This window comes from Coleofasciculus sp. E1-EBD-02, assembly GCF_040218245.1.
In the GTDB taxonomy this organism is placed as follows: Bacteria; Cyanobacteriota; Cyanobacteriia; order Cyanobacteriales; family Coleofasciculaceae; genus Coleofasciculus.
Genome location: NZ_JAVJQN010000109.1, coordinates 17,533 through 36,058, shown reverse-complemented (window position 1 = coordinate 36,058; position 18,526 = coordinate 17,533). Strand labels below are relative to the sequence as shown.

16 protein-coding genes are annotated in these 18,526 nt (G+C 45.6%); 11 read left to right on the top strand and 5 right to left on the bottom strand.

Translation table 11 applies throughout. The features are described from left to right. Window positions 1–122: 122 nt before the first annotated feature. The 3 genes from RIC07_RS17655 to rsgA all read left to right on the top strand — a co-directional run bounded on the left by RIC07_RS17655 (window position 123) and on the right by rsgA (window position 5,675). Window positions 123–953 carry a prepilin peptidase gene (locus RIC07_RS17655; protein ID WP_446378150.1) on the top strand — a complete coding sequence of 277 codons (831 nt, stop codon included), beginning with the start codon at window positions 123–125 and terminating at the stop codon, window positions 951–953. Between the two features lie 343 nt (window positions 954–1,296). Next, a complete protein-coding gene (locus RIC07_RS17650) occupies window positions 1,297–4,080 on the top strand; it encodes a GAF domain-containing sensor histidine kinase (protein ID WP_446395672.1) in 2,784 nt (927 codons plus the stop codon). Window positions 4,081–4,613: 533 nt separating this feature from the next. Further along, window positions 4,614–5,675 (top strand): ribosome small subunit-dependent GTPase A, encoded by a 1,062-nt coding sequence (gene rsgA / locus RIC07_RS17645; RefSeq protein ID WP_446395671.1) that lies wholly within the window; start codon window positions 4,614–4,616, stop codon window positions 5,673–5,675. A 114-nt stretch (window positions 5,676–5,789) separates the two neighbouring features. Here rsgA and RIC07_RS17640 read toward each other — a convergent pair whose 3' ends face one another. Beyond that, on the bottom strand, window positions 5,790–6,425 hold the full coding sequence (locus RIC07_RS17640; protein ID WP_446343037.1) for a hypothetical protein: 636 nt from the start codon (window positions 6,423–6,425) through the stop codon (window positions 5,790–5,792). 54 nt (window positions 6,426–6,479) lie between these two features. Then, window positions 6,480–7,646 carry an RRXRR domain-containing protein gene (locus RIC07_RS17635; protein ID WP_446395670.1) on the bottom strand — a complete coding sequence of 389 codons (1,167 nt, stop codon included), beginning with the start codon at window positions 7,644–7,646 and terminating at the stop codon, window positions 6,480–6,482. Window positions 7,647–8,367: 721 nt separating this feature from the next. Here RIC07_RS17635 and RIC07_RS17630 point away from each other — a divergent pair. The 3 genes from RIC07_RS17630 to RIC07_RS17620 all read left to right on the top strand — a co-directional run bounded on the left by RIC07_RS17630 (window position 8,368) and on the right by RIC07_RS17620 (window position 10,938). Next, a complete protein-coding gene (locus RIC07_RS17630) occupies window positions 8,368–8,820 on the top strand; it encodes a beta-lactamase hydrolase domain-containing protein (protein WP_446395669.1) in 453 nt (150 codons plus the stop codon). A 21-nt stretch (window positions 8,821–8,841) separates the two neighbouring features. After that, window positions 8,842–10,236: an MBL fold metallo-hydrolase gene (locus tag RIC07_RS17625; RefSeq protein WP_446395668.1), complete on the top strand. Its 1,395-nt coding sequence runs from the start codon at window positions 8,842–8,844 to the stop codon at window positions 10,234–10,236. 252 nt (window positions 10,237–10,488) lie between these two features. Next, window positions 10,489–10,938, top strand: a complete 450-nt coding sequence (locus RIC07_RS17620; protein ID WP_446395667.1) for a hypothetical protein — start codon at window positions 10,489–10,491, stop codon at window positions 10,936–10,938. Window positions 10,939–10,965: 27 nt separating this feature from the next. Here the strand turns inward: RIC07_RS17620 and RIC07_RS17615 are convergent, their stop codons facing one another. Beyond that, window positions 10,966–11,715, bottom strand: coding sequence for a hypothetical protein (locus RIC07_RS17615; RefSeq protein WP_446395666.1), 750 nt, complete (start codon window positions 11,713–11,715; stop codon window positions 10,966–10,968). A gap of 52 nt (window positions 11,716–11,767) precedes the next feature. Here RIC07_RS17615 and RIC07_RS17610 point away from each other — a divergent pair, with 52 nt between their 5' ends. The 5 genes from RIC07_RS17610 to RIC07_RS17590 all read left to right on the top strand — a co-directional run bounded on the left by RIC07_RS17610 (window position 11,768) and on the right by RIC07_RS17590 (window position 16,887). Continuing rightward, window positions 11,768–12,130 (top strand): hypothetical protein, encoded by a 363-nt coding sequence (locus tag RIC07_RS17610; RefSeq protein ID WP_446395665.1) that lies wholly within the window; start codon window positions 11,768–11,770, stop codon window positions 12,128–12,130. Between the two features lie 126 nt (window positions 12,131–12,256). After that, the gene (locus tag RIC07_RS17605; RefSeq protein WP_446395664.1) at window positions 12,257–13,081 is read left to right on the top strand and encodes a M90 family metallopeptidase; all 825 of its coding nucleotides are present in this window, start codon (window positions 12,257–12,259) and stop codon (window positions 13,079–13,081) included. A 249-nt stretch (window positions 13,082–13,330) separates the two neighbouring features. Further along, window positions 13,331–14,911, top strand: a complete 1,581-nt coding sequence (locus RIC07_RS17600) for a mechanosensitive ion channel family protein (RefSeq protein ID WP_446395663.1) — start codon at window positions 13,331–13,333, stop codon at window positions 14,909–14,911. Window positions 14,912–15,063: 152 nt separating this feature from the next. Then, on the top strand, window positions 15,064–15,360 hold the full coding sequence (locus RIC07_RS17595; protein ID WP_044207192.1) for an Mpo1-like protein: 297 nt from the start codon (window positions 15,064–15,066) through the stop codon (window positions 15,358–15,360). Between the two features lie 138 nt (window positions 15,361–15,498). Continuing rightward, on the top strand, window positions 15,499–16,887 hold the full coding sequence (locus tag RIC07_RS17590; RefSeq protein ID WP_446395662.1) for an amidohydrolase family protein: 1,389 nt from the start codon (window positions 15,499–15,501) through the stop codon (window positions 16,885–16,887). 60 nt (window positions 16,888–16,947) lie between these two features. Here the strand turns inward: RIC07_RS17590 and RIC07_RS17585 are convergent, their stop codons facing one another. Both RIC07_RS17585 and RIC07_RS17580 read right to left on the bottom strand, forming a co-directional pair. After that, window positions 16,948–18,279 (bottom strand): hemolysin family protein, encoded by a 1,332-nt coding sequence (locus RIC07_RS17585; protein ID WP_446395661.1) that lies wholly within the window; start codon window positions 18,277–18,279, stop codon window positions 16,948–16,950. Between the two features lie 35 nt (window positions 18,280–18,314). Then, a complete protein-coding gene (locus RIC07_RS17580) occupies window positions 18,315–18,500 on the bottom strand; it encodes a hypothetical protein (protein WP_446395660.1) in 186 nt (61 codons plus the stop codon). Between the last annotated feature and the right edge of the window lie 26 nt (window positions 18,501–18,526).

Below are 18,526 nucleotides of genomic sequence, written 5' to 3'. Positions count from 1 at the left end.
CCCTCAAAGTCTAGCCAAAAAATATTATAAGTTAAATCGTACCAACTTAAAGCTAGTAAACAATGCCTAACGTCCAACTCGTTGGGTGTCGTTCCTCCACCCAACCTACAACATGATTCACCATGGATACTTTAATTATCATCATCACCGCTTTAATCGTATTTGCCCTCGGCGCATCAATCGGCAGCTTTCTCAACGTCGTCGTTTATCGCCTACCCGCCAACTTATCCATCCTGTTCCCCCCCTCCCGTTGTCCGCATTGCTTACACAAACTCGGCAAACGAGAGAACATCCCCATCCTCGGTTGGTTGTGGTTAAAAGGGCGCTGTCGTCATTGTCGTAGTCGCATCTCTTGGCGTTATCCCCTAGTCGAAGCCATCACCGGACTATTATTTTTATTAGTTTTTCTACACTATAGTTTAAGCCTAGAAACCTTTGGCTATTGGGCATTTTTAAGCTGGTTACTAGCCCTATCCTTAATTGATCTCGATACCATGACACTCCCCAACTCCCTCACCCAATCCGGATTAGTTGCAGGTATACTCTTTCAAGGCGCATTCGCTTTTTTCCAAACCGCTCAACTTTCCGATATATCGGCTCAACTCATGACCGGAATTGGCGGTGCAGTGTTGGGAATTTGGTTATTTGACATCATCACCCTAGTCGGTTCTATCGTCTTTGGGCAAACCGCCATGGGCGGAGGAGATGCCAAACTCGCGGCGATGATGGGGGCTTGGTTGGGATGGAAGTATTTACTATTAGCTGGATTTTTAGCCTGTGCAGTCGGCGCATTTGCTGGCGGCGGTGCCATGGCGATGGGTTGGCTGAATCGGCGACAACCAATGCCCTTTGGACCATTTTTGGCGTTAGGTGCAGGATTGACGGTTTTTTGGGGAGAAGCTATTCTATCAGCTTATCTGCGGTTATTTTTTCCCTTATCATTTGCCGTTTAAGAAGTAGGGCTTGCTGAATAAGTATGGGAACAGGGAACAGGGAACAGGGAATAGGGAATAGGGAATAGGGAATAGGGAATAGGGAATAGGGAATAGGAAGGAAGAGTAAGTAGGTTGGTGGAAATAAACTCAACCTTATGAAGTTATGTTAAAAACCCTCAAACCCTTACAAAGGACGAATAACGAATGACGAATGACGATCCCTACCGTTAACTTTAATTGTCCCCACCTACTTAATGATTTGTCCCGTTTGCCGGATAAAGAAAGAGTAGAGTATAAATAACGGCATAATCATTGAATCTACCATTTTAATAATCTTTCTTAAGAATTTTTTATAACCACCATGGTATTGGCAGAATTTTTCATTCCCCACGGACATTGCTACCTCTGGAAGCCAGAATTAGTTGGATTACACCTAATCTCTGATTTTCTTACCGCATTGGCATATTACTCCATTCCCCTAACGCTAACCTATTTTGTCACCAAGAGAAGCGATGTCCCATTTAACTGGATTTTCTGGTTATTTAGTGGGTTCATCATTGCCTGTGGTACGACCCATATTATGGAAATCTGGACACTATGGCATCCAAATTACTGGTTATCCGGTTGGATAAAAGCCGTGACTGCCCTGGTTTCCGTAGTAACCGCCGGGGAACTCATCAGACTACTTCCCCAAGCCCTGACAATCCCCAGCACCGCCCAACTCGAAGCCGAAATTAAAAAACGTCAAAAAGCCCAAGCGGAACTCTGGCAGGAAAAAACCCATCTTGCCCAAGCTCAAAGCGTTGCCCATGTGGGAAGCTGGGAATTCGATTTAGCCACCCAAAACATTACTTGGTCGGATGAAACCTTTCGCATTTATGGACTCTCTCCAGGACAACCCACACCCACCCTATCGGAACATCGACAAAAAATTCATGCCAATGATAGAAAAGCTTGGAAAAAAACAGTTCACCAGCTTGTTCGGGGGAAATCCTGCCAACTAGAGTTTCGTATCCTGCGCCCTGATGGGTTTATCCGCCATCTTTTCGCCCAAGGAGAACCGATTTTCAATGCCCAAGGTCAGGTGCATAAACTATTCGGTACTCTACTAGATATCAGCGATCGCGTCGCAGCGCAACAACGGGAACGATTATTCGGGGCAATTGCCTTACGGATTCACAAATCCTTAGAACTGGATGAAATTCTTGACACCACCGTCACCGAGGTGCGACAGTTCCTAGAAACAGACCGAGTATTAATTTACCGCTTCAATCCAAACTGGAGTGGGCAAATCGTCGTCGAGTCAGTGGGGGAACCCTGGACAGCCGTTCTGAATACAACTCTACATGACCCCTGTTTTGGCAAAGACTACGCTCAACTCTATCAGCAAGGTCGAGTTAGTGCGATCGCTAATATATATACCGCAGGTTTACAGCCTTGTCATCTCCAGTTACTTAAACCCTTCCAAGTCATCGCCAACTTAGTCGTACCCATTATTTTAGGAGAAAAACTCTGGGGTTTATTAATCGTCCATCACTGTCGTAGTCAACGGCACTGGCAATCCTACGAAATCGAGCTATTACAGCAATTAGCCACCCAAGTCGCGATCGCACTCCAACAATCAGAACTCTATTCTAAAGTACAGGCGGAACTGATCGAGCGGCAACGGATAGAGAAAGAGCTACGAGTCAGCGAACAACGATATCGTTCCGTCGTCACCGCCATGTCTGAGGGAATTATCCTCCAGCAAGCCGACGGTCAGATTATTGCTTGTAATCTCAGTGCTGAAAACATTTTAGGACGTTCTGCTCAACAGATACTCGGACAAATCGGGATGAACTGGGGGGGACAAATCATTCAGGAAGATGGTTCTCCCTTCCCCAGCCAAAACCATCCCGCGATGGTAACCTTACGCACAGGAAAGCCCCAAGTAAGAGTAATTATGGGAATTTCCCCACCTGAAGCATCACTCCTACCTTGTCCAGTAAACGACTCACCTGTTGCTGGAAACAAGGTAAAAAGCGGAGGGCTGAAATTACGACAGAAGGAGCAAATATGCCAAGAACAAAGACATGATATCACCTGGATTAGCATGAATTCTCAACCTCTGTTTAATCCCGGAGACAGCCAACCCTACGCCGTTGTCACCTCATTTTCTGACATCACCGAGAGCAAACGTTCCCAAGAAGCCTTGCACTTAATCACTCAGCAAGAACGAGAAAGAGCCTTGCAACTCGAACAAGCCTTGCAAGAACTTCAACGCACCCAAGCCCAACTGGTACAGAATGAAAAAATGGTTAGTTTGGGGCAACTCGTGGCAGGGGTGGCACACGAAATCAACAACCCCACCAGCTTCATCTACGGCAACATCACTCCCGCCTCTGACTATACTCAAGACTTACTGCACCTAGTCCAACTCTATGGCAAACACTATCCCGAACCCGTTGCTGAGATTGCCGAATACATCGATTATATTGACCTAGACTTTATTGCCACCGATTTCCCCAAACTTCTCGCCTCAATGCAAGAAGGCGCTCGCCGCATCAGTGAAATTGTCCAATCCTTACGCCACTTTTCCCGACTTGATGAAGCTAAGTGTAAGCAGGTGAATCTTCATCAAGGCATCGATAGCACTCTGCTAATTTTAAAACATCGACTGACCCAAAAAGGAAATCGTCCTCCGATTCAACTGGTTAAAGACTATGGTCAACTGCCGTTAGTCAAATGTTATCCGGGTCAACTCAATCAAGTGTTTATGAATATTCTAAGCAATGCCATTGATGCCCTTGACGAAGCTCATAATCCTGCCTATTTATCAGGACTACCTTCAGCCAACAGAGGAAATAGCAATCACCTATCCCCAATAAATCATCACCCCTCACCGATGATTTGGATTCACACAGAATTCGTTGAAACCAATTCGGTAATTATTCGTATTGCTGACAACGGTGCTGGCATCAAGGCAGAGGTTCAATCTCGAATATTTGACCCGTTCTTTACGACCAAACCTGTCGGTCAAGGAACTGGTTTAGGATTGTCGATTAGCTATCAGATTGTCGTAGATAAACACGGGGGACAGCTTCAATGTCATTCCCATCATCCTCAAGGAACAGAGTTTGTAATTAAGCTACCTGTTACTAAGTAGGTGGGGACAATTAAGGTTAACGGTGGGGATCGTCATTCGTCATTCGTCATTCGTCATTTGTAAGGGTTTGAGGCTTGTTAACATAACTTAACATGGTTGAGTTTATTTCCACCAACCTACTTAAGTCATAATGACTTAGTAATCTCACCCGTTTCTACTCGGCTGAATCAGGTGCAAAATCTGAGATAAGTAGTCAGACAAAAGAAAACGGTACTGTATTAAGTTTTGTAAATCAACCTCAAACCCTTACTGTTCCCTGTTCCCTGTTGCCTGTTCCCTAATCTCAACCGTTCACGTTAATTGTGTCCACCTACTTAACTGTAGTTTTTTTGTAGTATAATACATAAATCTGTAATCGGGAAATACCCAGAAGGATAACTCTATGTCTGAGCTTGTAACCATTTCCACCCCCATCACACAACTCAAGGCAACCACAGAGAGTTTGACGCGATCGCGTCGTTTCTCAGGCTAACGAACGTCAAAAGTCCTCTGTGCGCCTTGCTCAAATCAAGCAACAGACACTGAGGAAATCAATGAATTTAGACTCATTAGGCTGGAGTGAATTTTTTGCTAACAGCCTCAATCCCCAATGGCAAGAGGGTTACACCATTGGTCGAATTGCCCTAGAGTACAAAAATACTTATCGTCTCTACACCGAACAAGGCGAACTCTCAGCAAAGGTTATCGGCAAACTGCGCTACCAAGCAACTGGACGCCAGGACTTTCCGGCTGTAGGAGATTGGGTGGTGATTCGCCTCACCAATGAAGGTAAACAGGCGATAATTCATGGCATTTTACCCCGGAAAAGTCAATTTTCGAGGAAAACCGTTGGCACAAAAACCGACGTCCAAATTATTGCCACCAATATCGATACGATATTTTTGGTCTCTGGTTTGGATGAGGATTTTAATCTGCGGCGCATTGAACGCTACCTGCTTCTGGTGTGGGAAAGCGGCGCGAATCCTGTAATTGTCCTCAATAAAGCGGATTTAGGCGAGGATATTGCTGAAAAGCGAGAGGCTGTTGAAGCGATCGCTTTTGGTGTACCTGTGATTATTTTAAGTGCGGTCAAAAATCAGGGATTAGAAGCCCTAACACCTTACCTAAAACCCGGACAAACTGTTGCTTTACTCGGCTCCTCAGGCGTCGGCAAATCGACGTTGGTGAACCAGTTAATCGGTCAAGTCGTGCAAGCGGTTGGAGAAGTCCGTTCAGGCGATTGCAAAGGGCGACATACCACCACCCATCGCCAATTGATTCCCCTGCCTTCAGGAGGTTTGCTGATCGATACTCCAGGGATGCGGGAACTTCAGATCTGGGCAGACGAGGGACGTTTAGCCGATACCTTTACCGATATCGACACCTTAGCCCAGCACTGTCGTTTTCGCAATTGTAAACACCAAGACGAACCCGGTTGTGCTGTGCAACAAGCCTTGGAAAATGGCACCCTTGATGATCAGCGTTTCCTGAATTATCAAAAACTGCAAAAAGAACTTCACTATTTAGCCAGGAAACAAGACCAAAAAGCCTCCTTAGCCGAGAAGGAAAAGTGGAAAAAAATCACTAAAGCCCTGAGGAATCAACACAAACACTGATGCCAAATCGCAGAACATCATAGCGCCCATTTAGGGGCGGGTTTGACAACTATCGCTTCTGGTTTACCCAGATGCGACTAAACCCGCCCCGACTTTCCTTAATGCAACTCGGCATTAATTCTGGGGCAATTGTCTCCGACTCCAAACCGGAACCCCATTTTCATTCCTTAACCTCAGGACTTGGTTTCCTTTTTGGACTTGAGCCGCAATCATGGCGGGGTTTCCTGCCATATTGACTCGGGAACCTTGAACCTGAATTCGGTCATTTGGTTCAATGGTCATCCCTTGGTTTTGCCAATACCAAGCTGGACCTAAATGGACAGAAACGGTTTCATTACCCGTTCTCATCTGCATACGCATACCCTGAGACCGTCCGCGATTGGAGGTGAATCGGTCTACGCTAACTACTTCACCCGTGATAGTTTCCACGCTATCTGGGTTATACATTCGGTTGCCCAAACCTCGGTGTCCCTGTCGCCCTCGTCCATGTCCCCAACGTCCTCGATCTGAGTGTCCATGTCCATGTCCATGTCCATGTCCCCAGCGTCCTCGACCTCTAGGTGTATCGGGAGGCGATTGGGCAAGCTCTTGATTGGTGTTCGCTGTGATTCCAGCATTACCATTCGATAGTAGAGTCGATGCCTCTGTTGGTTTTTCGCCCCACAAGGGACTGGTTCCGAGTGCCAACAGGGTTGAACCCGCAATCACTACTGCTCCAATAACGGCTTTATTGGGTAGGTTGATATTCATCGTAAACCTCGTGAGACTCCGACCTCAGCGAAGCAGGTCGGAGAGGGATAGAGGTCAAGCCGTGCCGCTCAATGCGGTTAGGCTTGACAATCCAGTTGAAGGCACGACGATTAACCCCGTGCTTCGCTGCAACAACTGGACTTTTTTGGCAGTAAACTGCCCTAGTCGTTTCCAATTAACATCACTGACCGAAACTTGAGTTTTAGTGTCTCCAGAACACCAGCCGATATAGGTCTTTCCAGCTTTTTCAGCTATAACCTTGTCACCTTTCCTGAAGCCATGACGGGTAACTGTACCGCCATACTTGCGCCGTTTGCCGCCCTTGGATGGAACACATAGGTGCAACTGTCTACGGCTGATTGGTGGTCTACGGATTACTGCGAATGGTGCAGGTGTGATCTGAACATCACCACACCATCCACCATGCTTGGCATTATCAGAGTGCCATTCCCGCCACTGGATGAATTCAAACGCGGCTAAGGCGACGCCATCAACGGCGTGGGTTGCTGGTGTTTGTTGGTCCTTGTTTTTCTTGTCTTTGATTAACCCTAGCCACTGTCTAAGCTGGCTAGTGCCGTTACCGTCCCGTTGCCATCCCTGATGGGTTATCACCGGAGCTAATTCAGACAACCAAGTTAGCATCTGTCGCTGACCCACCATTACCGGGGAGAATCCGACACTCCTACGAGCCGATTTACGACCACTGGTTCTATCCACATCAGCCATGACTAACTCATAGTGGATAGCGCTAATGGGGAACAGCTTAAACAACTCTTTGACTACCCGTAACTCTAACTGTTTGTTAGCTCGAATTGAGGGAGGTAATTTGGCTTGCTTTCGGTTATTAAAGCGCTTTTGACGATGGCAACGTTTAGAGTAAGGTAGCTTCCGGTTTATCCGTCTACCACGTCTTGCTCGACGCATGACCCGCCGTAGTTCCATCCGTTCCTTGACCGTTTTGAACGGTAACACTAGATGAGACATCCAGAGGGTAGTGAGGCTTGATTGAACCCCGATCCCCGAATAGCATTTACCTGGATCTATACCCACGGCTATAGGTTGCGTTTCCTCTCCTGTTTCAAAAGTTAGCTGGATGGCAAAGCATCCTAAGTTGTTGTGTACAACCTTGGCTTTACCGTCCCTTAGCCAACGCCTAGCGCGGCTGGGTTTAGTCGGCATTAACGGCTTGCCTGATTTTGATAGAACTGGTACTCGTAGCATGGTGATAAACCTCACGAGTGAGTGTATAGTCCCTTCCCGCCATCTCGGTTAAGATGTCTTGACTTAACAACAGCCCAACAAAAGGCTTTAGATTTAATCCGGACTAGGGAAGTATCCGGATGTCTGTACCAAACCGAGACTCTATGCGGTATTCAACGGTTTAAATTGCAATTTGTCTTGCAATCCCTAACCTCAAGCAATAGCTAGGTTAGGGTTGTTGAATGCTTAAATGAACATATCCGCCACGCTTCAAATTTGGGTTTGGCGTTAATTCAAACACCCTCTCTTTTCAGGCTAACACTTTCAGATAATTTCTACATTAAATTCCGCGTCAAGAAAAAATAGATCACTCTATTGACAATAATTTCTGCTAGTATCATGAGCGAGGTGACGTTTAGCTGAAGTCGCCTGTTAACTCACAGCCGAAGCGTCTAATAAAATAGCCTAATCTCAGAATTACAACTATCGTTAGACAGAAATAAATCTCCTTCTCAGGTTAGATGAATTATGCCAATTTTCAGCCAAGACTATGAATGGACTATAAATAGCCGACCTCAGAATAAATTGGTGTGTCTAATGTGACATTGAATGGGGACACCTAGGATGAAATCTCTGCAAGTCTGATCAAGAAGTTCTTTGGGGATATCGATCCTGAATCAATGTGTTTATTTATACCCATTTCAATTAGACTATCGGCATTTTAACAAGGAGTTAGACGTTCATGGAAAACGCTAAAAAGATCAACGATACCTTAACCGTAGCCACCAATCAGGTGACGCCGGAGCAATTGCAACAAGCGGCTCAAGAGGGGGTAAAATCGGTATTGAATCTGCGATCGCCCTCCGAAGAAGGATTCGCTAGCGATGAACAGCAGCAAGCCGAAGCCGCCGGATTGCAGTATGTCAATATCCCCGTTAAACCCGATGCCCTAACCGAGGAACTGGCAAGCCAAGTTCTCCAACAAATCGAGGAACTGCCCAAGCCAGCCGTAATTCACTGCAAGAGTGGGTTACGTTCGGGGATGATGGCATTAATGTATGTGGCAACTCGCGAAGGAATGACCGCAGAACAAGCCATGGACAAAGGGAAAAGCATGGGTTTTGATTGTGAGAAATCCCCTCAAATGAAAGACTTCTTCAAAAATTATATTTCACAGCATTCCTCAGCGAGTTAATGGTTAATCGGAGCAAGAATCATGGCATTAGTTTTAGAACAAATTAACACCGAAGGATTGGCACAGCTATCCTATATAGTCGGGGATGATAAAGCGGGTGTAGCCGCCGTTATTGATCCGCGTCGTGACGTCGATATCTATTTGCAAATCGCGCGATCGCGGGGGGTGAGAATTACCCATATTCTGGAAACCCATATCCACGCCGACTTTGTATCCGGCGCATCGGAACTTCAAGCCCGTACTGACGCCACAATTTACGGCGGAAAGAGTGAGGATTATCAGTTCCAGATACAGCAACTCAGTGAAGGAGACGAATTACAACTGGGTACAGTTACCCTCCGCACCCTGCATACACCGGGACATACACCAGAACATATCTGTGTATTAATTCATGATGCTCAACAGGGGAAAGAACCCTTTGGCGTACTCACAGGAGACACGCTGTTTAATTTGGACGTGGGGCGTCCCGATTTAGTCGGTACAGGAACTGAGAAAAAACAGGCGGCGCACCTGTATCACTCATTATTCGACAAATTAGTCCCATTAGGCGATCGCGTCGAAGTCTATCCCTGTCACGGTGCGGGTTCAGCCTGCGGTAAATCCATAGGCGATCGCCGACAGAGTACAATTGGCAATGAACGGATTTTTAGTGACGCCTATAAAGAACGAACCGAAGCCGAATTTGTCGAGTGGATTTTGAGCGATATGCCAGAACCCCCCACTCACTACTCCCGCTTAAAGAAAGTGAACGCAAAAGGCGCACCAATTAAAGGGTGTGTGCCAACATTGCAACCCTTATCCCCTCAAGAATTCCAACAGAAGATGGCAGATGAAAATACCATTGTCATCGATACCCGTTCAATGCTAGCATTTGGCGGCGGACATATTCCGGGTGCGATTAACATTGCCCTGCAATCTGCGTTTCCTACCTGGATGGGTTGGATGATTCCACCCGAAAAAACGCTGTTATTAGTCGTAGATAGTGCGCGGGATTTATCACTCGTCACCGAACAATTATTCCGCGTGGGTTACGATAACTTAGCCGGATATCTCCATGATGGGATGAAAAGTTGGCAGAATGCTGGATTACCCTTGCAGCACTTGGGTGAGTGGACGGTGCATGAGTTGAATCAGCACAAGGAAGACTCAAAGCTGACGGTGTTAGATGTGCGAACTGACAAAGAATTTCACAGTGGCTGCATCCCTGGCGCTGAACATATTTATGTCCCCCATCTCGAAGAAAAACTGGATAAGTTAGATAAAAGTAAAACCGTAGCCACTTACTGTGGGAGTGGATATCGGGCGTCTATTGCTGCCAGTTTGCTGCAAAAGCATGGGTTTGAGAATGTCATCAATATTCCCGGTTCATGGAGTGCTTGGAAGAGTGCCGATTTACCCGTTCAACAACCCGCATAAAATTAAGAGTCGGTAAATTTCGTAGGGACACGGCATTGCCGTGCCCTTACAGGTAACGCTAATACGCTGAAATATTGATTCAATAATATATTTTTCCGTTAACATCGGTGGGTTACGGCGGATACTCCATTAAATGATTATCGCTTCGATTTAGATGCCGCCTAACCCACCCTACATTACTACGTTACACTATTCTCGCAGCATGATATATTATCGGTGGTCAATTTGAATTGAAGCCGAGAGGGAATCATCTTGACAGAAGAACAAAAGCTGATTGAAAAACTACAACGCATTGAATCCTTATTTGCAGGTGCAACTACAACGGGAGAAAAAGTGGCGGCGGCGAACGCCCTAGACCGTATCCGTGAAAAGCTCACCGATGTGCAAAAGCTTGATCCGCCGGTGGAATACAAATTCACATTGACGGATATGTGGTCAAAGAAGCTATTTTTAGCGTTATTACGTCGTTACGGGATTGAACCCTATCGCTATTATCGGCAAAAATATACCACAGTAATGGCTCGTGTTCCCATTAGCTTTGTTAATGAAACCCTGTGGCCCGAATTTCAGGAACTCGATGAGACACTGCGTTCCTATTTAGAGGAGGTCACGAATCGCGTGATTACGACGAGTATTTATGCGGATAGTTCGGAAGCTGAAGTTAGGCAGGGACGTTTAAAAGGTACAGAATTTAAAGAGTAATGGAGATAATTCGGATTATGGCAAAGGCTAAGGCGAGACAATTTGAAATCCTGTAGTTTCTAGGATGACCTCAGAACCTTTACGGACAATAAGTCTTGTTGAATTCTCCGATACTTCAGGACGCTCTGGATTATCGATGGGTTGTTCAATTACATAAAAATAATCCCCATTTCTCCATCCTATTGTACAGAGTCCATCGCGACAGGTCACTTTACCGTCTGTTAAATCAATACAGTTACCTTGGGAATCACATCCCCGATAGCTCAGATTTCCTGTTCTATTCACTCCTGACCAAGACTCTCGATTCCCAATCGTGATTGTCCACTCACCATTACTTAATGTTTGTGAGTTTCCGTCTCTAACCGTCTCCATTTTGGTAATCAGAGACTCTATTCGGGTCTTACCACAGGGTTCAATACTTTGGCAATCATTAACGGGAATTCTCTCATAAACAAGGCGTACTTTTTGATTGAGAAATAGGTTAGAATTGGCACAGATCTCAAACGTTGCACCGATTTCATGTTCACTATTATTTTCATCAACCAGGCTAACGTAACACATTAGGTCACCATTAACCATACTTTTGACTCTACCAACGGTTGGGTTATCGTCAACGATTGAGGGTTCAGAACCAGAAGTCGTTTGGCTAAGGTTCGACGCTAATTTGTCCGTACTGCTTTGAGCTGTACTGATGGAAGCTTTAGGCTCAGAGGGAGAGGGAGAATGACAGGCGATCGCGAAGGCTAACACCAGTCCCGATATAATGATAGTTTTCACGAGTGAATTAGCTGTATTACCTCATTGTACTCTAGTTTGAAGGGCAAAACTTATGAATTCTAACAAAAAGCTTCCTAGTGTTTCTATTTCCGATTCCCTCTACCAATCTTTGATAACCTACCAAGAGAAAAACCAAATTGACTCCCTTGACTCAGCGATTGTGGAAATCTTGACTCAATTTTTCCAGCTAGGCGAAGAAGCCAAACGCTATGCTACTGTTGAACAATTGGATACCCTCGCCGAAAAAGTTGACCGCCTCAGCCAACACGTAGCGGCGCTGAGTCAGGTAAAGGCTAATACTACCCCAACCCAACAATCCGCACAATCCGCGATCGCATCTGAGGTATCTAAGGATTGGAAAGACATCGATGACGAACCCGATGAAATTCTCCATGATTTCCTGGAGTATCAGTAATCCGTTGGCTTCCCCCATGGAACCAAAAGCGAAGCAACATTTGGCTTCCCCCTTGTGAAGGGGGACAGGAGGGGGATCAAAAAGGGGACGGGCATCCGGTGAGGGCTACAACTTAAAATAAATTATATGGTTGAAGCTATTATTGTTTTAGTAATTATTGTTGGGATTTGCGCTGGGGTTCTCTTGAGTCCACTTCTGACTAAATGGCGACGGAACCGCATCAAAAATAAATCGTTTCCTCGGCGTTGGCAAACAGTTATCAAGCAAACTTTGCCATTCTATCACCGTCTACCTCAATCCATACAACGAAAACTCCAAGGTTACATGGCTGTTTTTTTAGCTGAAAAACAGTTTATTGGCTGTAGAGGATTACAGATTACTGAAGAAATAAAACTGACGATTGCTGCTCAAGCTTGTCTGCTTTTACTGAATGATAGAGGGGACTATTACCCCAATTTAGTTTCAATTTTGGTGTATCCCAGCGCCTATCGGGTCAAACCAACAAAGCGAATCAGTGATTATATTGTAGAAGAAAGAGATGAAGTGAGACTGGGGGAATCTTGGACACGAGATCAACTTGTCCTATCCTGGCAGCAAATCGAATATGATATCCAAAATTGGCAGGATGGACATAATGTGGTTCTCCATGAATTTGCCCATCAACTTGATCAAACTGATGGGATGATTAACGGTGTACCGAAGCTGGACTCTAAGGCTGATTATCGGACGTGGGCGCAGGTATTTACCCAAGAGTATCAGCAATTACAACGTGATGCTCAACGCGGGAGAAAAACAGTGATGAATAAATACGGTGCGACTGACCCCGCCGAATTTTTTGCTGTAGCGACAGAGACATTTTTTGAAAAATCTGAGCAAATGGTGAGGAAACATGCTGCACTTTATCGGCAATTAAAACACTATTATAAGTTAAATCCACTAGAGTGGACGTGAACAAAAAGGGCTTTGTGATCTTGCACTATTCTCAGAATAGGAGGTATAGGGTGAGCATCCCAATTCATAGGGAAATGGCTCCGAACTAGGGGCTTATGCCATTTTTTGCTACCATAAAAGGATAAGTAAAGAACCTTTATTTTCTTCATGCCGAAACCTCGGCTAATCTTTTTGACACCAAATTACCTAAAAAATATGTCATTATAATCATAATTAAATAGTTTAGGGTAGTGTTGCTGAGGAAAAATTATGAACGCATTAATCATTTTAGCTGAAGTCAGTCTGGTAATTATCATTTTCTTGGTTTTGATTTGGTTTGTGGGTAAGTCGTCAAAACTCTTGATTAAATACCCACTATTTAAGATCGAGGCGCAACGAGTCAAAATGATGCGTCGGAACATCACCGGATTGTTACTACTGACTTGCTCGGTGCTGTGTATTTTGATTGTCGGTGTTAATTTTTTCCTGATCTATCAAGGCAAAGACTTACAAAAATATACACTGGACTTGATTAGGCTTATTCCACCCAGATTTTGGCTAGCCTTGGCAGTTGGCATGGCTCAAAGTATTGGTGCGGTAATTTTAGCGGCGATCGCTCTAGCTTTGATCAAATACTGCCTCAAATTAGCTAACACTCGCGCCAAAAACCTAGACAGCAGCACCACCGATGATGAAAGCATTGATGCTTTTTTTGCCGAACTTTATAAAAGAATCAAATGGGGAAGTTGGCTGTGGATAATCGGTTGCTGTAGTCTGTTTCTAAATTTACCCGCCGTAATTTCTGACTATATTTTTGTCGCCCTACGCATCTATTTAATCATCGCGGTTGGATTACTTATCATTAAAGCGGCAGCCGCGATCGTGGATATCCTAGATGCTCTCAGTATCAGATACTCTAGCCCGGATAACCTATTAAGATTTTACGATCGCCTACGCCACCTGATCCCTTTTTTGAAGCGGTGTTTGGAATTAATTTTATACACTTGCATAGCGATATTGGTAACTCAGCAGATTCAATTAATCGCTAACTTATCCGATTTGGGGTTGAGAATTATCAAAATTATTACCCTGATATTCTTGAGCCGGGTATTTTATGATGTGGTTTATTTACTGGCTGAAGAATTAGTCTTTAAAGAGAAAAAATTGACCGAGAGGCAAAGAAGCAGACGCTTAACCTTGATTCCACTGTTTCGCAGTATATTGCAATACTTAATTTATTTCACCGTTGGGGTTTCTATCCTGTATACTCTTGATATTGATCCAACTCCTATCCTAGCGGGTGCGGGTATTATTGGTCTAGCGGTAGGGTTTGGCGCCCAGGAACTGGTTAACGATATGGTTTGTGGCTTCTTTATTCTGTTTGAAAACTACTATTTAGTCGGGGATTATATTGAAGCCGGGAACGTGGAAGAGAAAGTCGTCGAGGGGACGGTGGAAGCGATTGAACTGAGAACCACTCGTCTCAGACATCCTAATGGTCAATTACAGATTATTCGCAATGGTGCGATTGGCTCAGTGATTAACTACTCCAAAGAATACATTTTTGCCGTCGTGGAAGTTTGCATACCTTATAATGCCAACTTAGCCCAAGTCTATCAAGTCGTTGAGGAGGTAGGACAGGAATTAAAAGCCAATTATCCCGATGTACTCGAACCCACACAAGTTGATGGCGTGGAAAGTCTAGGGGAGTCTAACTTGTTGCTACAGACATTGACGAAGGCAAAGCCAGGAAAGCATCTTCAAATCCAGCGCATTCTGCGGAAGATGTTTATGGATACCTTGCGCTCCGAAGGTATTCTCTGTCCGGCTCCGATTAAAAAGGAAGAATAATTTAAGATGTTTACGCCCAGAAACTGTAAAGGACTCAGCCTTGCGTCCCTAGGGTTTCTTGACGTACTATTAATCCACTCAATTAGGTGTGCCACGGCACTAAAATGTTTTAAGCTGGCTGAGTTGAGTGTCACTGTAGGAGAGTCCCATTGTTGAACAACTTCCAAGAAGCCAAAGCCCATTTCATCGCCTCTCATCGGCATCCGATTAATCAGAGGCTGCACCACCTCACCAACCTACTCGCGATCGCAGCCGTTATCCTACTATTCTATGATTGGCGGTTAACCTTGATTTGCGTCATCCTCACCCAAGTCTTTGCTTTGGGGGGACATGCGTTCTTTGAGAAGAATGAACCCGCGTTTCGCAAATATCCGGGTATCACTATCCTCGCATCCCTGTCTTGGTCATTCGAGAACTGGTTTGGCTTGCGCCCAGCCAGGAAGGGGTGATTGGGGGTGATGGGTATACTAAATCCCTTGGGCATTTTTTCCTTCTACCCCTTGGAGCCTTCTTGTCCCATAGCCCGAATCCGTAACATTTAGTAACATTAAAGACTTAAGCCTTCATCAACAAGTTGAGGAGTGAGAATGTATCAAGACTTGCTAGTGATCGATGCGGATGCTCATAAGCTAGAGAATCCGATGATTATGCGGGATTATCTAGAACCAGAGTATCGCGATCGCGTCGGTTTGGTGATTGATAGTCTCGGTGATCAACGGGCAAAGATTATCGACTTCAATCCCGAAACCGGGAAAAATGACTTCCTGCGGATGTTTCCCCAACCTCAAGGGTTAGGGAAAGGTGGCTTTCGCAATCTGCATCCAGATACCACATTGGGTGCGATGTTCAATCGGGTGCGGATTCAACACATGGATCAAGAGGGGATTGATGTCCATGTTATCTTTGGCACGCTGAATCTAATCTTTTCGAGTATTCTGGATAAAGACTTTGCGATCGCACTCTGCCGCGCCTATAACAGTTACATGGCAGATGATTGCCGAGGGTACGATAATCGCCTCAAACCCATTGGGGTTATTTGTCTTCAGGATGTAGATGAAGCGGTTAAGGAAATGTATCGCTGCGTCAACGAACTGGGGATGATTAGCGTCGCCGTTGCGCCCAATATGCCGATTCCCCATCCCAAAGCCCCCGATGCGTTTCCTGAAATTCGCACCTGTAAGGCAATTAGCCATCCTGACTTCCGTCCGATTTTACAGGCGGCGGTAGACTTGGATATTGGTTTAGGAATTCACGGTGGACCCGGTTCCTACATGGTGGGCGGAATTGCGGATCATCTAGAAACCTTTGTCCTCAACCACATTTTTGTCCAACGCAACCAGCAACAGTTAGCATTAGCCCGGATGGTATTTGATGGGGCGTTTGAACAATTCCCCACCCTGCGCGTTGGCTTCTTAGAAGGCGGTTGTGGTTGGCTACCGGATTTAGCCCATGCGTTCCATGAACATTGGGAAAAGCGGATTCGCGACTTTGACCCCAAACATCCCTATCGCCCGTCTTTAATGGAATTCACCAAGTTGATGATTCAAGAAAAAGGCGGACGCGATAATGTCAACATTATCTCTCAGGCGAAAAACCTGTTTGATTTGTTGTGGAATGCGGCACATGATCCGACGAAGATTGAGGATGCTAGCTTGTATGAACATTATGACCTGCGTCACCGTGATCCCTTCGAGTATTTTGAACGGGGTCAAATTTTTACCTCCTTTGAATCCGATGATCCGGGTCCGGCGTATTTGCCCGTGGCGATGGGTGAAATTGGTAAGCATTTAACCTGCTTCTCTGGGGATTATGGTCACTGGGATGGTGTGCTGCACGGATGTGTCCAAGATGCCGCAACTGTTGCCGATTATGATCGAGAACATCTGGGACTGCTGTTAGGCGGGAATGCGTTAGCCTTATATGGCGATCGTTTACGTCAATCGTTGCCAGAAAAACCCATGGTTGGTAGCGTTTAAAACAATAGGGTGACCCGATTAGTAGAGACGTTTCATGCAACGTCTCTACAAAAAAGATTATTAATACACATCATTGGGACGGTGATAATACTCTTTGTGCAACGGTATCACCAATACCTTATCCACCCGATTGCCATCCATATCCATCACTTCAAACCGTAACCCTCCCCATTCAAAATATTCAGCCGCTGTGGGGATGCGACCTAAATGAGTAATCACAAAACCGCCTAAAGTATGATAGTTTCCCCGTTGCTCTCCCGGTAACTCGTCAATGCCAAATAGTTTGCGGAACTCTTCAACGGATAACATGCCATCAACTAACCAGGAACCATCCTCTCGCTGTACCGCGTGCAACTCATCCGCATCATCAAAAGAGGGAATTTCACCAATAATGGCTTCTAAAATATCATTGAGTGTGACTAATCCTTGAATCACCCCATACTCATCCACCACCAATGCTAAATGAGGTCCCGATTGCTTGAATAACTCCAATACTTTCAGCGCCCTTGTGCTTCCGGGGACAAATAACGGCTGTCGCAAGCAACAGGTCAGATCCAGGGGATGACCCGCGAGACAATGGGCAAGTAAGGTATTGACTTGCACAACACCCAGTACATTGTCAATCCCCCCCTGACAAACCGGAAAACGGGTATGGGAACTATTCATCATCTTATGGCGGTTCATTTCCGAGGAATCGTTTAAATTTAGCCAGACAATATCGGGACGAGGCGTCATCAAACTACTCACCCGGCGATCGCCTAATCGGAATACTCGCTGCACCATGTCTTGTTCGACTTTCTCAAAGGTTCCGGCTTCGGTACCTTGCTGCATTAAAATCTTGATTTCTTCCTCGGTTACCGTCGGTTCTTGAGAGGGGGCGATGTCCAACAGGTGCAGTACCGTTTCCGTGGAATAGCTGAGTAAATGAACCGCAGGGGCTGTGAGTTTTGCCACAAATTTCATCGGGGCGGCTACCGCCGTGGCAATTAATTCGGGGTTACTGAGTGCCAATCGTTTGGGTACCAGTTCCCCGATAACCAGAGACAGGTAGGTAATTATGACCACGACAACAAATAACGCGATCGCATCCGCCTTGGATGCAATTAGGGGAATTTCCTTTAACTGAGTGGCAAGTTGTTCAGCAATCGTCGCCCCGCCAAAGGCACCGGCGAGGATACCAATTAGGGTAATGCCAATCTGAACGGTGGAGAGGAACTGATTGGGGGAATTAGTCAACTCCAAAGCCGTGCGAGCTTTAGAATTGCCTTGATTGGCTAACTGTTGCAGGCGTACCTTGCGAGCAGCGACAATCGCCATCTCTGACATAGCAAAGATACCATTGAGTCCGATGAGCAAGAGGATAAAGACAATTTCGCGAGAGACAGAGGACATGAGTGTAATGGCTGGGAATGAGGGAGAATGTATTCTCAGGTTCTAGTATCAAGCATGACTTGAGTTCTGGCTTTTGACTGTAGAGATAGATGGACTAAACAATAGAGTTGTTGGTTACTCCCTGAGTAAAGTTCAATTTTTCCCGACACCCGACACCCGACACCCGACACCCGACACCTGACACCCGACACCCGACACCCGACACCCAGTAGTACCCTCAAATCCCTTGTCACCCTCTCAGGTGAGC

Coding starts and splice junctions, on each gene's coding strand:
- RIC07_RS17655 (WP_446378150.1), top strand. CDS start 123: ATGGATACTTTAATTATCATCATCACCGCTTTAATCGTATTTGCCCTC.
- RIC07_RS17650 (WP_446395672.1), top strand. CDS start 1,297: ATGGTATTGGCAGAATTTTTCATTCCCCACGGACATTGCTACCTCTGG.
- rsgA (WP_446395671.1), top strand. CDS start 4,614: ATGAATTTAGACTCATTAGGCTGGAGTGAATTTTTTGCTAACAGCCTC.
- RIC07_RS17640 (WP_446343037.1), bottom strand. CDS start 6,425: ATGAATATCAACCTACCCAATAAAGCCGTTATTGGAGCAGTAGTGATT.
- RIC07_RS17635 (WP_446395670.1), bottom strand. CDS start 7,646: ATGCTACGAGTACCAGTTCTATCAAAATCAGGCAAGCCGTTAATGCCG.
- RIC07_RS17630 (WP_446395669.1), top strand. CDS start 8,368: ATGGAAAACGCTAAAAAGATCAACGATACCTTAACCGTAGCCACCAAT.
- RIC07_RS17625 (WP_446395668.1), top strand. CDS start 8,842: ATGGCATTAGTTTTAGAACAAATTAACACCGAAGGATTGGCACAGCTA.
- RIC07_RS17610 (WP_446395665.1), top strand. CDS start 11,768: ATGAATTCTAACAAAAAGCTTCCTAGTGTTTCTATTTCCGATTCCCTC.
- RIC07_RS17605 (WP_446395664.1), top strand. CDS start 12,257: ATGGTTGAAGCTATTATTGTTTTAGTAATTATTGTTGGGATTTGCGCT.
- RIC07_RS17600 (WP_446395663.1), top strand. CDS start 13,331: ATGAACGCATTAATCATTTTAGCTGAAGTCAGTCTGGTAATTATCATT.
- RIC07_RS17590 (WP_446395662.1), top strand. CDS start 15,499: ATGTATCAAGACTTGCTAGTGATCGATGCGGATGCTCATAAGCTAGAG.
- RIC07_RS17585 (WP_446395661.1), bottom strand. CDS start 18,279: ATGTCCTCTGTCTCTCGCGAAATTGTCTTTATCCTCTTGCTCATCGGA.